Origin of the sequence: Occallatibacter sp., from assembly GCF_035317045.1 — a bacterium.
Taxonomy (GTDB): Bacteria; Acidobacteriota; Terriglobia; order Terriglobales; family Acidobacteriaceae; genus Telmatobacter.
This window is the reverse complement of sequence record NZ_DATHHT010000020.1, coordinates 63,357-78,873: the sequence shown is the minus strand read 5'-3', so window position 1 is coordinate 78,873 and position 15,517 is coordinate 63,357. Positions and strand designations below refer to the sequence as shown.

Sequence of the window (15,517 nt, the reverse complement as noted above, 5' to 3'; positions counted from 1 at the left end):
TATGCCGGTTTCGAAAAAGGAGATTTCCGAGTGTCCCATCGACGCCATGCTGTCCGTTATCGACGGCCGATGGAAGGGAACCATCCTGTGGCGGCTCTCTGAAAAGCCGATGCGCACCAGCGAATTGCTGCGCAGCATTCCCGGAATCACCGAGCGCATGCTGATCCGCCACCTCAAAGACCTGGTCAGCGACGGCATCCTGATTCGCCAGCATGAGCAGGGGACTAACCCGCACGTCATTTACTCAATCTCCGAGTATGGAATGACGATGCTTCCGGTGCTCGAACACATCTGCGCCTGGGGAAGAAAGCATATCGAGAAGCGCAACAGGGCCTGCGAAAGCCGCTAGTTGTGCTTGCCCTTCCACTCCGAGTACGGCCCCTGGAAATCCTCAATCCCGTCGGCCTTGAAGTTCCACAGCCGTGTCGCCACCTCGTCGATCAAGTCGTGATCGTGCGTCACCAGCAGCACAGTGCCTTCAAATCGTTGCAGAGCGATATTCAACGCATTGATGGCTTCGAGATCAAGATGATTTGTCGGTTCATCAAAGATCAGGATGTTCGGCTTGGTCAGAATCAACTTGCAGAACGCAAGTCGCGCCTGCTCGCCACCCGACAGGGCCTTCGTTTGCTTGTCGCCCTCTTCCCCTGAAAACAGCATCTGTCCAAGAATGCCGCGAATCTCTTCCACGTGCGCCGCCGGATTCCATCGATGCAGCCACTCCGCGACCGTCAGCCCGTGCTCGATCGTCGCACCCACATCCTGCGGAAAGTATCCGATCTGCGCCTCGTGTCCCCAGAAAACCGCTCCCGAATCCAGCGTGAATTCCTTGTCCGCGAGACCGGGATAGTTGGCCAGCAGGCTCTTCAATAGTGTGGTTTTGCCCGCACCGTTGCGACCCATCAGGCAAATCTTCTCGCCGCGCAGCACATTCGCAGTGAATCCATCGATCACCTTTTTGTCATCGTAGAGTTTGGTCAGGTGCTTGAATTCCAGCACATGCTTGCCGCTCGGTCGAATCTGGTCAAAACGAACATAAGGCCGTTGAATATTCGACCGCGCCAGCTCGTTGGTTTGGAGACGCTCCACTTCTTTGCGCCGGCTCGTCACTTGCGAAGACCGCGTGCCCGCTGCAAATCGCGCGATGAATTCGTTAAGCTGCGCAATCTTCTTATCGCGCTGGGCGTTCTGCGATTCGAGTGTGGAGCGGATTTGCGTCTTCGCCATCACCATGTCGTCGTAGCCGCCGCTGTAGATGATGATGGTCTGGTAATCGATATCCGCCGTGTGCGTGGTAACGCTGTTCAAGAAGTGCCGGTCGTGCGAAATGGCGATCAGCGTGCCGTCGTATGAGTTCAGAAAATCCTGCAGCCAGTGCACCGAATCCAGATCGAGGTAGTTGGTTGGCTCGTCCAGCAGCAGCGCTTCAGGTTTTCCGAAGAGTGCCTGCGCTAACAGCACGCGCACCTTCTGCCCGCCCTGCAACTCGCCCATTTTGCGCTCGTGCAAGTCCTCGGTGATATCCAGGCCGTCCAATAGAATGGCAGCGTCAGCCTCGGCCGTGTAGCCGTCCTCATCGCCGATCACACCTTCCAGCTCGCCCAGCCGCATGCCGTCCGCATCGCTCAGTTCAGCTTTCTCATAAATGCGATCCCGCTCTTCGAGCGCGCTCCAAAGCGGCTTGTTGCCCATGATCACGGTATCGATGACGCGGTAAGCGTCGAATGCGAACTGGTCCTGGCGCAACACGCCGAATTTGCGTGGACGCACCACCGTTCCCTTTTGCGCATCAAGTTCGCCCGTTAGCACCTTCATGAATGTGGATTTGCCCGACCCATTCGGCCCGGTCAGTCCATAGCGCCGCCCCGACGTAAAGTTCACCGACACATCTTCAAACAGCACTTTTGCGCCGTAGCGCATCGACACATTACTTACACTCAACATTCGTTTCGTTTTCCTGTGCGCGAACCGCTGCGCAGTATCGGCCGCGCCGGCCCGATGCAGATTCAAATTGGCTCAGAATTTCGGGATTCGCGATTGCAGATTTGATCCCGCTCTAGAACTGCCGCCCTTCCAGTTTCTCATAACCGAGCGCCCGCCGCAGGGCCGTCAACTAAGGTAAATCCTGAAACACTTCTTCAACTTACCGTGGCGTGAATGACCCACGGACATCTGGCAGCGAACGTGCACTCAAAGTACGCGAGGTGCAGGAATGCCCCGTTGCGAAAATCTGCGTGCGCAGAAAGTTTTCATCGCAATGAAAGCATTTAGTTTTTTATCCAAACGATTGTCTTCGATGGCTCGGAGTTCGCAACTTTCAGCATTCTCGCTACGTCAAAGACCACCAGAACGCAGCGTACCAGAGTGTGTCTAAATGCTGACTCCTACTGAAAGATGCTCTCGACGGCGGCCTCGGAGATCTCCGGGCCTTGGCGTGTTCACAATCAACAAGGGTCCTTAAAGACCTGTAAGGCCGGTCCAGTCGTCGGTCGTGTTTCCCGGTTGGTGCTAACCCGGATTTGGCCGCCGTTCTGGCCGTTGCACATTCCCGAAAGTCTAGGTAAACACGGGTCGAGGGGTTAGATCCCTTCCGCGGCATTGCGTCGCTGTGTTTTTTTGCGGTGCGCAAGTGCGCGTGCGAACGACGATTCGCGCGAGCGGAAAGGGTGTGCCTCCGTCGCCCCTTTGCTCCCGGCTTCGAGGAAAGAACAGTGGATCCCCGTCGCATGCCGGGCCGTTTTTAGGAGGACAAATGAATGTGGTCAAGTGCGCACTCTGTGTCGTGCTGGTGACGTTCTTGTGCGTTGCATCAGCATGGGCGCAGGAGAATGCTGAAATCAAGGGCACGGTCACCGATCCCTCCGGGGCCGTTGTTCCCAACGCTACCATCACTATTACCAACACCGCGACCGGCGAAAGCAGAACCTCGGCCAGCAATGGCGCCGGACTCTACGATTTTCCCAACCTCGAACACGGCAACTACAACCTCAAGGCTGAGGCCAAAGGCTTCAATCCCGCGCAAATCACCGCGATCGTTGTCAATGTCGCGGCAACCGTTCCAGAAAACGTAACCCTGGTGGTCGGCGCCGGAGTTCAGACTGTCACCGTTACGGCCGATGCGCTCCACCTCCAGACCGAGACCAATGAGGTCAGCAATCTCATCACCGGCCAGCAGATCACGCAACTCGCAACCAATGGCCGCAACATGGTGTCGCTCACCACGCTTGGTACTGGCGTCGCCAACAACCTTCCTTCCTTCAATGGCGTCACTGCACAGGGCAGCGGATTCGGTCTCAGCTTCAACGGCATGCGTCCTGACCATAACGACTGGCTCATCGACGGCGGCGAAGCCTACGATCGCGGCAGCGGCGGCAAGTTTGACCTGATGCCCTCGCCCGATGCGCTCGGGGAGTTTCAGACCCTGAGCAGCAACTACAGCCCGGACTACGGCATCGCCTCCGGCGGCACAATCACCATGGTGGTGAAGTCCGGCACAAAGGATTTCCACGGCGCTTTGTGGGAATTCGATCGCAATGACGCCTTCGATGCCGATAGCTACTTCGCCAAGCGAAGCGGCACTCCGACTCCCGAACTGCGGTTGAATATCTTCGGAGGGAACGTCGGCGGTCCGGTCTTCATTCCCGGCATCTATCCGAAGAGCAAAAGCCGGACGTTCTTCTTCGTTAACGAAGAGTGGCGTCGCTTCATCAATGGCGTCAATCCCAGCCCCGAAAACACCGTTCCCGCCTCTGACTTTCCAACGGCAGGATCGGCGTTAACCTACACACCCTTCAACGAACTCGCGGCGTCCAGCCTGCCTTCCGGCGTTTGCAATGCTGGTGTGGCTCCTCCCTGTGTACCCAAGACCAACGATCCAGCCAAGCTTGTGATCTACGCGCAAGACGGTCTTACACCTGGCGGACCTTTCCCCGGGAATGTCATCCCCGCCAACCTGCTTGATCCTAACGCGGTGTTGTTCATGGGTACCGGCAACATCCCCAAGCCCAATACCGGCTCGGCCACCAATCCGCAATACATCGCGTCGCCCAAGCAGCCCACGTATGTGCGCGAAGACGTGGTGCGCATCGATCACGACATCAACTCGAAGATGCACCTGATGGGCCACTGGATGCATGACCAGATGACACAGACCATCATCCCCACCATGTGGAGCGGCGACAGTTACGACACCGTCGGCGATGTCTTCCAGAATCCGTCGTGGTCCTCGGTCATTCAACTCTCCCACACCATTACGCCAAACCTGCTCAATGAAGTCGGACTCGATGTGAACGGGAACACCATCAACATCAGTCCTACCTCCGCGGGCGGAGCCTCCTTCACCGAGCCTTCCGGATGGAACGCGGGAAGCTTCTTCCAGGGCAACAACGCGCTGAATCGCCTGCCGCAGGTCGGCTTCGGCAGTCCTCTCGGCACCACGTGGACCGAGATCTATTGGCCATGGCGCAATGCTTTCCTTGACTACCAGCTTCGCGACGACGTTATCTGGAATAAAGGAAAACATAGCTTCAAATTCGGCTTCTCCTACATGCGCGTCGACAAGAATCAGCAACTACAGGCAGACACGCAGGGCGACTACTCCTTCGGCACCGATTTCTCAGGAGATTCGTACTTGAACTTCCTGCTCGGATTTGCGGACAGCTACCAGCAACTGCAAAGCCTCAACACCGCGCACTGGCTCAACAACACGTACTCCTTCTATGGGCTTGACAACTGGCGCATCGCTCCCCGGCTGACCCTGAACATCGGTCTGCGCTGGGACCTGATGCCGCACGTGTACGAGAAGAACAACCAGGTTGCCAACTTCGTTCCTGCCAACTACAACCCCGCTGCCGCAGCAGTTCTCGATCCAGGCAGCGGCTCCATCTGCACCGCCGTCGGAGGCACGTGTACGGCCGTCAGTCCCGGCCTTACCACTCTCAACGGAGGCACGTTCTATCTGAACGGCATTGAACTCGCCGGACAGAATGGGTTCCCCCGCGGCATCGTGCAAAATGATTACAAGACCATCCAGCCTCGCGTGGGCTTTGCCTGGGATGTGTTCGGAACCGGTAAAACCGTTCTGCGCGCCGGCGCCGGCATGTTCTATGAGCGCATCCAGGGCAACGATATCTACGGCGCAGCCACCAACCCGCCCTTCGCCTATCACCCATCGGCGAACAGCGTCTACTTCTCCAGCCCCACAACCAGCGCCATCACCGGAGGCACCGCGGCCACGCCGACCTTCCCGGCCGGCATGCAGAACCTCAACTACTACTACCCCGACCCTGCAACCATGCAATACAGCCTGGGCATCCAGCAACAGCTTGCTCCTTCCGTTGTCTTTGTCGCGCAGTATGTCGGCTCGGCTGGATGGAACCAGTCGGATGAACGCAACATCAACACGCTGCCGATCGGCGACCTCACCGACCGCCAGGCCGTTGCTTCCGGCGCCAATGCCAACCTCTACCGCCAGTTCCTCGGCTACTCCAACATCACGCAGATCGAAAGCGCGACCAACCAGAATTACAACTCGCTGCAAACCAGTGTTCGCGTTCAGAACTGGCACAACCTCACCATGCAGTTCGCGTACACCTGGTCGCACGAGATCGACATCCAGAGCGGCGATCTCGGGTCTACCAACATCTCCGGATCGGGCGGCACCGTATCCGATCCCTTCAACCTCAAATACGATCGCGGTTCCGGCGTGCTTGACCGCCGCAACATATTCAACGCCAACTACGATTACCGTCTGCCATTCTGGCTTCACGGCGGGAACATCCTGGAACATGGCGTCCTCGGCGGATGGGAAGTCTCCGGCGTGACCGTCGCGCAATCGGGATCGCCGATCAATGTCACTTATTCGCCCGACACGCTCGGTCTGGGGGGCGGCACCGTCAACCGGCCCGACGTCAGAGGCAATGCCCGCAACGGGGCAAAGACCGTGTCGCAGTGGTTTAATACCGGCGCGTTCACGGCCCCGGTCGCCCCGTGGAATGGCGGCCTTAACCAGGGGTTCGGCACCGCAAGCAAGGACAGCGTCGTCGGCCCCGGTCTTTTCAACTGGAACCTCGCGCTGTTTAAGAGCTTTCCCTTTACCGGAAAGGAGAACCCGCACGTCGAACTACGCGTTGAAACTTTCAACACCTTCAACCACACCCAATTCAACGGAGTCGACACAGGCTTTACCGATGGCAACTTCGGTCAGGTCACCAGCACCTACGATCCCCGCGAACTCCAGTTCGGCGGCAAGATCGTCTTCTAAACCACAGCAAGAAAAACAAGAAGGGACGCGATGGTCAAAGCCATCGCGCCCCTGTTCATCCAACAAATACGCATTGTCATCCCGAGCAACCCTGAGCGCAGCGAACGGGGAGTCGAGGGACCTGCAGTTGTTCTTTAACCCGCCTGCAATCCCAGTCATGACCTCGGCCCTATCGCGGCCCTATCGCGGCCACGCAATCAAACCACTCATGGAATCCCGACAATCTTGTGCGTCTGCAGACTCAGCCTCCACTTCGGGTGCTCCATGCAATACCGCACCGCCAACTCCGTGTTCAAAACACGGTCAGGCCCGTCCATCGGCTGCAGAAAGAAATGCCGGAAACCCAGCCCCTCAAACTCCGGCGGCTGCGCGTTCAACTGCGGAAACACCAGCTTCAATTCATCGCCCGTCGTTTGCACCAGGCGCGCGCCTGCCTTCGGACTCACGCATACCCAGTCGATCCCTGCCGGTGCCTCTACCGTTCCATTCGTCTCCACCGCAATTTCAAAATCGCGTTCGTGCAGCGCATCGATCAGCACGCGGTCCAATTGCAGCAGTGGCTCGCCTCCCGTACACACTACGAATCGCGCGCCCTCCGCTCCACGCACCGGCCATGTTGCTCCAATCGCCTCTGCCAAATCGCCGGCGGTCTCAAATCGCCCTCCGCCCTCGCCATCGACGCCCACAAATTGCGTATCGCAAAACCGGCAGATCGCCGATGTGCGATCGCTCTCACGCCCCGACCACAGATTGCATCCCGCAAACCGACAGAACACCGCCGCGCGTCCCGCCTGCGCGCCCTCGCCTTGCAGAGTATAGAAAATCTCTTTGACCGCATAGCTCATCGCGTCGCCTTCACATCCGGATAGGGCAGGGAATCGTCAATCCCGTTTTCCCTGAATCCTTTTCTCCTCAGGAAACACGAGTCGCACTGTCCGCACGGCTTCCCATCTGGAGCCGGATCGTAGCAACTGCTCGTCAGGCTATAGTCCACGCCCAGTTCCAGGCCTCTTTTGATGATCTGCGCCTTTGTCATCTGCATCAGCGGCGCATGAATCTCAAGTTTCTGTCGCCCCTCCACACCCGCCTTCGTGGCCAGGTTCGCCATCGACTCAAACGCATGAATGAATTCCGGCCGGCAATCGGGGTAGCCGCTGTAATCCAGCGCATTCACGCCGATGAACACATCGCTCGCTCCCAGCACCTCGGCCCATGCCAGCGCAAACGAAAGAAAAATCGTGTTCCGCGCCGGCACATACGTCACCGGAATTCCGTGCTCCATCTCCGCACTGTCCCGCCCCTTCGGCACGTCGATATCATCGGTCAGTGCGGACCCGCCGAACACTCGCAAGTCAATCGTTGCTACCCGGTGCTGCGCCAGCCCCAGTGAGGCCGCCACGCGCCGGGCTGCTTCGAGTTCAAAACTGTGCCGCTGCCCGTAGGCGAACGAAAGCGCGTTCACCTCGAAGCCTTCGCTCTGCGCGATCGCCGCAACCGTTGCCGAGTCCAGACCGCCGCTCAACAGTACTACCGCTTCCTTTTTCGGATCAGAAGAACACATTTCATTTGATGTTAAGGGAAACGTGCATCAAACTGAAATGCAGCGGACCGCTCCGAGAGCAGTTCTTTCCCCTCTCCCTCTCCTTCCTGTTCACCCGCTTGGTTTTCGGGCTCTTTCCACGCTCCGAAAAAAGATTGGCGCCATCAATCCGGAGGTCACCGCATGCGCAAGGGGAGTGTTCCCGTCGTGTCGACGGTTCTAGCACTTGCATCGCTCTTCGTCACATCGATGCTTCTTCAGGCACAGCAGAATGCCTTGTCGCCCGGCGAGGTCACAGAGGCGCCTTCGACCTCCGTCGCATCGATCGCTTCGATACCACCCCCCCAGCTCCCGCCAGCGAATACAACTGTTGTCTCCACCGCAACTCCGGCCAAGTCCGAAACCACCAGGCTGCAGACCGAGTTCGCGGTAGAGGCTCTCACGCGCATCCTCGCGGATTATCGAAAATCAGGCAATCATTCGGCCGAAGCGCATACCCTCTCCGCTCTGGCTGACTCTTATAGCACGCTCCACCAGCAACAGAAAGCTGTCGAACTCTATCAATCGGCACTTGCCATCTGGCGTGACCTCGGCGACAAGCAAAACCAGGCAACCATGCTCGCACACATAGGCGATGTTTACCGCGAGTGGGGCTTCCGTGATCAGGCAATTCACTCCTATCGCGATGCCTTGAAGCTCTATCAAGGCAATTACAACAAGGCAGAAGAGGCAGCTGTCTTCAACAACCTGGGTCTCACCTATTTCGTGCTCGGCGACAAGAAGAAGTGTCTTGCCTATCTTGGTCAGGCGGTCGCCTCTTATCACGCTCAGCGAGACAGGCGAGGAGAAGCTCTCACCATCACGAATTTAGGGTCCACCTACGCATTCCTGATCAATGATCCGCACAAGGCACTCGATTTCTTCCAGGATGCTGTCACCCGGCTGGAATTGCTCAACGACCGGGCCTCTGAAGCGAACGCCCTCGACCTGATGGGAGAACTATGGCTGAAACTTGGGAAGCCGGAGTTGGCATCTCTCACCTTTCAGCACTCCCTCGCACTCTACGGTGCCCTCGGCGACACACAGGGACAAGCATCCGTTCGCCGGCACATGAGGAATATGGTCCAGCCTGAGACCATCGCTTCCACACGCTAGGCCTTCGCGATACCCAAAAGCGACAGACAAGTCCGATCCCTGCCCGAACCCTTAAAATGGGAGTTCGCGCAGCTTCGCCATGAAGATCTTTCTGACAGGCGCCACCGGATTTGTCGGTCACCACGTTGCCAAGGCCCTGGCTGGCGAGGGCGCCGATCTCCGCCTCCTCGTCCGCAAGTCCAGCAAGCTTTCGAATCTCGAAGGCATCGCCGGCGACACGGTCGTCGGCGATCTGTCGAAGCCCGATTCGTACGCCCCCGCTCTTCAAGGTTGCGACGCGGTTATGCACGTCGCTGCGGATTACCGCCTCTGGATTCGCGATCCCGACGCGATGTACCGCGCCAACGTCGACGGCACGCGCGATTTGCTGAAACTCGCCCGTGAATTCGGTATTCGTCGTGTCGTTTACACGTCGTCTGTCGCCACCATGGCCTTCCGGACAGATGGAATTGTGGTGAATGAAGACACCCCCGTCACCATCGACGACATGGTTGGTCACTACAAGCGCTCAAAGTTTCTCGCGGAACAGCAGGCCATCGCCGCGGCCCAGGACGGACAGCAGGTCATCATCCTCAACCCCACAACCCCCATCGGCCCCAACGACGCAAAGCCGACGCCCACCGGCCGCATTTTCGTCGACTTTCTCAATCACAAATTTCCGGCCTACGTCGACACCGGCCTCAACCTCGTCGACGTTGTCGAAGTTGCCCGCACGCACGTCGCCGCGCTCAGTATCGGCAAGCCGGGCCGCCGCTACATCCTCGGCGGCGAGAATCTCACCCTCAAGCAGATCCTCGACAAGATGTCCGCCATCACAGGCATCCCCTCGCCAACGACGAAAATCCCCTTCGCCATCGCGGCCACTTACGCTTTCTTCGAAGAAACTATCACCGGCAAAATCCGTTGCAAGGAGCCTCGCGCCACGCTCGAAGAAGTCCGCATGGGCCGCAAGAAAATGTTCGCAAGTTCAGCGCGCGCCCAGCAGGAATTGGATTTTCGCATTGTCCCCGTCTACCCCGCCATGCGCGCCGCCATAGAGTGGTTTCGCGCCAACGGCTACGCCCCATGACCGAAGCTATAAGAATCTCAACAGCATTGTCATTCCGACCAAGCGCAGCGCGCGGAGGAACCTGCAGGTGCTTTTAAAAAGCACATGGTGCCACGAACCCGACTCGGAAAAAGAAGAAGGGCATCCATGACCCGAGTCGCCATCATCGCCGCCATGCCCGGCGAACTCAAACCCCTCGTCCGCAACTGGCCTCACTCAACCCGCGGCACCGTCCACTTCTGGGCGCAGCGCACCGAAGAAGAAGAATGGATCGCCGCCTGCGCCGGAGCCGGCCTCGACGCGGTTACTCGCGCCTTCGCCGGAATCGAAGACGGCGGACCCATCGACCTCGTCCTCTCGATCGGCTGGGCTGGCGCCCTCTCGCCCGACGTCGCTGCCGGCAGCGCCCACAACTGTGCCGGCGTCGTCGATGCGCGCACCGGCGAGCGCTTTCGGTGCGACGCGGGTGCCGGTCCTCTCTGGCTTGCCACTAGTCCTCGCGTTGCCGACGAACCCGAAAAGCACCGCCTCGCCACCACTTACAAAGCTTCCCTGGTCGACATGGAAGCTGCCGCCATCGCCCGTCTCGCCGCCATGCGTAGCATCCCGTTCTACGCGATCAAGGGCATTAGCGACCTACTTGACGCGAAGTTGCCTGATTTCAACCGCTTTATCGATCAAAATGGCCAGTTTCTGACGCGGAAGTTGGTACTTTTTGCTCTCCTCAGGCCGTGGATATGGCCTTCGCTCGTCCAAATGGGCGAAAATAGTAGGAAAGCTTCCCAGAGCATTGCGGAGCAGATCCACGAACTCCTGAGCGAATGACGAATTAATAACGAGTGAGGTCACACCAATACGGATGGCTACCCAAACCACCAATGCCGCCAGCAACATCGCCAACCGGATCCCCGCAACCATGCGCGCCGTAGTCTACCGCGGTATCAACGACATGCGTGTCGAGACAGTGCCAGTGCCACCCATCGGCCCCGGGGAGCTGCTCGTCAAAGTTGCCACATGCGGCATCTGCGGCACCGACCTCAAGAAAATCCATACCGGCTCCCACTCCGCCCCCCGCATTTTTGGCCACGAAATGTCGGGCACCATCGTGTCTGTGGGCCAAGGAGTAACCCGCTTCCAGGGCGGCGAGCGCGTCGTTGTTCACCATCACGTCCCGTGCGGAGAATGTTTCTACTGCCGCAAAGGCACCCCCGCCCAATGTCCCCTCTACAAAAAGGTTGGCGTTACGGCCGGCTTCGAACCGTCCGGAGGCGGGTTCGCGGAGTATATTCGCGTGATGGATTGGGTGGCCTCGAGCTGCGGCGTCGTCCCCATTCCTGACGACGTCCCCTTCGAGCAGGCCGCCTTTGTCGAGCCAGTCAACACCGTGCTGAAAGGCATAAAGATGCTCAACCTCCACTCCGACGACACGGTGCTTGTCATTGGCCAGGGACCCATCGGCCTGATGCATGCCGTTCTCGCCGGCCGCACTGGCGCTCGTGTTCTCACCTCGGACCTCTATCCCGAGCGCCATGCCATTGCCGCGAAATATGGCCTCAAAGATCCCATTCGCGCAGGCAGCGAAAATGTTGTCGAACGCGTCCTGGCCGAGACGGAAGGCCGCGGCGCCGATGCCGTCATTCTCGCCGTGGGCGGCAACGCCCTCATCCGGACCGCGATCGACGCGGCACGCTGCGGCGGAAAGGTCATGCTTTTTGCCCAGACCCAGCGCGGCGACGCAACTTTTGATCCCGGCGTGGTTTGTATGGACGAGAAGACGCTGATGGGGTCCTACTCTTCTTCGTTTGCAATCCTCGACGAAGTCACGGACCTGGTATTCAACGGTTACCGCAATGGATTTGATCTGACTCAGCTCATCTCGCATCGCTTTCCGCTCGACGAAGCCGTATCGGCAATCGATATCGCATCACACCCCAAAGCCGACTCAATGAAGATTATGATCGAGCCCGTTTCCGGCGAGGGAGCAAAGTGATGAATCTGAGGGGCCCTTTGCCGGACTTCCGCCGTCGCCTTTTCGCAGGCTCCTTCTCAGGTATCGGGCCTCTTGAACGCGGCCACTTCCGGACTGGGCCAATGAGCGAGCTTTTCCGGAGCCGCTTGAGGAGCAATCGATGCCAAACCCGGTGAAACGCGGCCGCCCGACTGTCGAGGATGTCCTTCAGGTCGGCCGCAGTACCGTCGGCGATGTGCTCCAGATCGGCCGCAATACCGTCGAGGAAGTCCTCCACGTTGGCAGAAGCACCGTTGAAGAGGTCATTCAGGTCGGCCGCAATACCGTCGAGTCTGCGCGCCAACTGCGCCAGGGAACCATGCAGGCAGCGGTATTGCACGGCCGTCAGGACATCCGAATCGAAGACGTGCCAGTTCCTCGTGCTGCGTATGGCGAGCTGATTGTCCGCGTCGGCGCTGCCCTCACGTGTGGAACAGACTTGAAAGTTTTTCGCCGCGGCTACCATGCCCGCATGATCGTCCCTCCCGCCCTATTCGGCCACGAGCTGGCGGGAACCATCGTCGAGGCGGGGGAGGGAGTTGAGGGCTTTCCGAACGGCAGCCGCGTGGTGGCCCTGAATTCTGCCCCCTGCGGTCAGTGCTACTTCTGCAAGCGTGGTCAGGAGAATCTTTGCGACGACCTGCTCTTCAACAACGGCGCCTATGCCGAGTTCATCCGTATCCCCGCCCGCATCGTCTCCAAGAACACGCTTATTGTGCCCGACCATGTTCCGCTGGAGAACGCCGCACTCACTGAACCCCTCGCTTGCGCCGTCCATGGCTTTCTCGATTCCAACCCGCATCCTGAAGACACGATCGCAGTAATCGGCGGTGGCCCTTTGGGCCTGATGATGGTCCACGTCGCCGCGCTTTCCGGGTGCAACGTCATTTCCATCGTCAAGCACGACGGCCAGGTGGTTGCAGCGAAACAGTTGGGAGCAGCGCACGTCATCAAGTCTTCGTCGATTCAGAAGGCAATCCGCGAAACCCGCGCTCTCACGCCAAATAATCGCGGAGTTGATATTGCCATCGAAGCCGTCGGCGTTCCCGAGGCGTGGGAAGAAGCCGTCGAAATGGTGCGCAAAGGCGGCACAGTCAACTTCTTCGGCGGATGCGCCGTCGGCACCCGTGTCACACTCGATACCAATCGCATCCACTACAGCGACATCACCCTGCGCGCCACGTTCCACCACACCCCGGCCATCTGTCGCAAAGCCCTCGACCTCATCGCCAGCGGCCGATTCCAGGCGGGTGCTTTCATCACCGGCCATGCTCACCTCTACGAACTCAATCGCGTCTTTGAGAAGCTGATGAACCGCTCCAGCGAAATCAAGACCGCGATTGTGCCATGAGAGTTGGTGCCTAAATCAGCCGTCATCCTGAGCGCACGGGTCCCCAAGCGTTTTCTTCTCGGGGTCCCCAATGAGCGATTTGGGCTCTTTGGGGCAGAGCTTGGGGGTGGTAAGCGAAGGATCTGCTTTTGCGAATCTCGGGAACCCCGACCCTGCACTCGTTAAAATGTCAGTATGCCTACCGCGGCCCAACACGACGACCTAATCGCGCTTGGATGGTCCGCGCTCCCCGCCAGCTATCGTATTCCCGACATCGCACCCACCCTGGCCGAAGCCCGCGCCTGGTGCAAACATCTCGCTGAAATGCACTACGAGAATTTTCACGTCGCTTCATGGTTTCTGCCCGAAGCTTTGCGGCCGCACTTCCACGCCATCTACGCCTACTGCCGGGTCTCCGATGATCTCGGCGACGAAGTCGGCAACACCGAGCAGTCGTTAGCTCTTCTCGATCTGTGGGGCTGCGAACTCGACGCCTGCTACGAAGGCCGCGCGCGCCATCCTGTATTTGTGGCACTGGCTGAAACCATCCGCGCCTGCAACATTCCCAAAGAGCCGTTCGCTGATCTGCTCACCGCGTTCCGTCAGGATCAGGTCGTTACCCGTTACGCCACCATGCAGGACGTGCTCGGCTACTGCCGCAACTCAGCGAACCCCGTTGGTCGCCTCGTCCTCTACACCTGCGGCTACACCGACGAAGAGCGCTTTCGCCTGTCTGATGCCACATGCTCTGCGCTTCAGCTCGCGAATTTCTGGCAGGATGTCAAAGTCGACTTCGCCAAAGACCGCGTTTACATTCCGCAAGACGACATGCAGCGCTTCGGTGTCAGCGATGCAATTATCCAGCAGGGAATCGCGACCCCTGAATTCCGCGCGCTCCTCAAGCATGAAGTGGAATTCGCACGGAATCTCTTCTACGAAGGTCTGCCGCTCATCAACATGGTCGACCGCGATCTCGCCCTCGATCTCGATCTCTTCAGCCGTGGCGGCCTCGAAATCCTCAACGCCATCGAGCATCGAGATTATGATGTGCTCAGCGCTCGCCCCGCGATTTCAAAACGAACGAAGCTTCAACTTGCTCTGCGCGCCGTAAGCGGAAAATTTCTACCGTTCCTGCGTTTGGGACCCAAAGGGAAAGCGGATTGACGCAAGCGATCACACTGGAATCGGCGTACGCAACATGCAGGGCCATCGCCAAACGGGAAGCTAGAAATTTCTACTACGCATTCGTCGCCCTTCCTGAACCGCGCCGCAACGCCATCTGCGCCATCTACGCATTCATGCGCAAGGCCGACGACCTCTCCGATGACGAAAGCATTCCCCGCGAGCAGCGCCTCCGGATTATCGAGCAATGGCAGGGCGCGTGGCGCAGCGCTTCGCAAACTGGAGCGACCCAAGACCCCGTGTTCATTGCCGTTCGCGATGCCACACAGCGTTTCAACATCCCTCTCAGCCTTCTCGACGAGCTCATCGCCGGCACGACGTCAGACCTGAAAACAAACCCCGGCGACGGTCCCGATACGTACGCCACCTTTGCTGATCTCTATCAATACTGCTACCTCGTCGCATCGGTCGTTGGCCTCGTCTGCATCCGCATCTTCGGCTACACCGACCCCGCCGCCGAGAAACTCGCTGAGGAAACCGGCATCGCTTTTCAGCTCACCAACATCCTGCGCGATGTTGCCGAGGACGCCGAGAGAGGCCGTGTCTATCTGCCCCTTGAAGACCTCGCCGCTCATCACGTCACGCTCAATTCGCTGCTGCACCGTGCGAAGAGAACGCCACCGTCAGCGGATGAACGCACGCTTTTGGCCGGGATCGGCAAGCGTGCTGCGTCCTACTACGCCTCTGCCGCCAAACTGCTCCCGCTGATCGATCGCGAGAGCCGCCCCGCCATGTGGGTTCTGGTCTCGATCTATCACGCGCTTCTTCGTCGCATTGAGCGTGCCAATTACGATGTCTTTACAGAGAGAGCGAGTGTTCCCACAGCCCAGAAAGTCACAATTCTCGCTGCCGGAATGGCCCGCATGGCCGTTGAACGTCTCTCAACGTGAATGAATGGATCAGGAGGCACAGTGCGGTTTGTACCAGAGCACAAATTCCGAAACCATCTAATAGATTTCAGGACGGCAAGAAGCGTCAGGACACGATTTTAG

12 protein-coding genes are annotated in these 15,517 nt (G+C 58.7%); 9 read left to right on the top strand and 3 right to left on the bottom strand.

What is annotated here, in order from left to right; genetic code table 11:
• Window position 1 precedes the first annotated feature (1 nt).
• The gene (locus VK574_RS09280; RefSeq protein ID WP_472799554.1) at window positions 2-349 is read left to right on the top strand and encodes a winged helix-turn-helix transcriptional regulator; all 348 of its coding nucleotides are present in this window, start codon (window positions 2-4) and stop codon (window positions 347-349) included.
• On the opposite strand, the gene VK574_RS09275 is transcribed toward VK574_RS09280, so the two are convergent.
• The gene (locus tag VK574_RS09275) at window positions 346-1,944 is read right to left on the bottom strand and encodes an ABC-F family ATP-binding cassette domain-containing protein (RefSeq protein ID WP_472799553.1); all 1,599 of its coding nucleotides are present in this window, start codon (window positions 1,942-1,944) and stop codon (window positions 346-348) included. The two genes, VK574_RS09280 and VK574_RS09275, sit on opposite strands and share 4 nt — an antisense overlap.
• Window positions 1,945-2,752: 808 nt before the next feature.
• Here VK574_RS09275 and VK574_RS09270 point away from each other — a divergent pair.
• Window positions 2,753-6,262 (top strand): carboxypeptidase-like regulatory domain-containing protein, encoded by a 3,510-nt coding sequence (locus tag VK574_RS09270; protein ID WP_472799552.1) that lies wholly within the window; start codon window positions 2,753-2,755, stop codon window positions 6,260-6,262.
• 206 nt (window positions 6,263-6,468) lie between these two features.
• Here the strand turns inward: VK574_RS09270 and queE are convergent, their stop codons facing one another.
• A complete protein-coding gene (gene queE / locus VK574_RS09265; protein WP_472799551.1) occupies window positions 6,469-7,107 on the bottom strand; it encodes a 7-carboxy-7-deazaguanine synthase in 639 nt (212 codons plus the stop codon).
• A complete protein-coding gene (queC, locus tag VK574_RS09260; protein WP_472799550.1) occupies window positions 7,104-7,823 on the bottom strand; it encodes a 7-cyano-7-deazaguanine synthase QueC in 720 nt (239 codons plus the stop codon). The genes queE and queC overlap by 4 nt, the downstream gene beginning before the upstream one ends.
• Before the next feature lie 162 nt (window positions 7,824-7,985).
• Between queC and VK574_RS09255 the strand changes: the two genes are divergently transcribed.
• From VK574_RS09255 to VK574_RS09225, 7 genes are all read left to right on the top strand, one after another.
• Complete coding sequence (locus VK574_RS09255) at window positions 7,986-8,957, top strand: tetratricopeptide repeat protein (RefSeq protein ID WP_472799549.1); 972 nt, start codon at window positions 7,986-7,988, stop codon at window positions 8,955-8,957.
• 79 nt (window positions 8,958-9,036) lie between these two features.
• Entirely contained in the window at window positions 9,037-10,026 is a 990-nt protein-coding gene (hpnA, locus tag VK574_RS09250; RefSeq protein ID WP_472799548.1) for a hopanoid-associated sugar epimerase, read from the top strand.
• Window positions 10,027-10,152: 126 nt separating this feature from the next.
• On the top strand, window positions 10,153-10,830 hold the full coding sequence (locus VK574_RS09245) for a phosphorylase family protein (protein WP_472799547.1): 678 nt from the start codon (window positions 10,153-10,155) through the stop codon (window positions 10,828-10,830).
• A gap of 34 nt (window positions 10,831-10,864) precedes the next feature.
• A complete protein-coding gene (locus tag VK574_RS09240; RefSeq protein ID WP_472799546.1) occupies window positions 10,865-11,995 on the top strand; it encodes a zinc-dependent dehydrogenase in 1,131 nt (376 codons plus the stop codon).
• Window positions 11,996-12,134: 139 nt separating this feature from the next.
• Window positions 12,135-13,364: an alcohol dehydrogenase catalytic domain-containing protein gene (locus VK574_RS09235; protein ID WP_472799545.1), complete on the top strand. Its 1,230-nt coding sequence runs from the start codon at window positions 12,135-12,137 to the stop codon at window positions 13,362-13,364.
• Between the two features lie 174 nt (window positions 13,365-13,538).
• Window positions 13,539-14,507: a squalene synthase HpnC gene (gene hpnC / locus VK574_RS09230; RefSeq protein ID WP_472799544.1), complete on the top strand. Its 969-nt coding sequence runs from the start codon at window positions 13,539-13,541 to the stop codon at window positions 14,505-14,507.
• The gene (locus VK574_RS09225; RefSeq protein WP_472799543.1) at window positions 14,504-15,415 is read left to right on the top strand and encodes a phytoene/squalene synthase family protein; all 912 of its coding nucleotides are present in this window, start codon (window positions 14,504-14,506) and stop codon (window positions 15,413-15,415) included. Before hpnC ends, VK574_RS09225 begins: the two co-directional genes overlap by 4 nt.
• The last annotated feature ends 102 nt before the right edge of the window (window positions 15,416-15,517 follow it).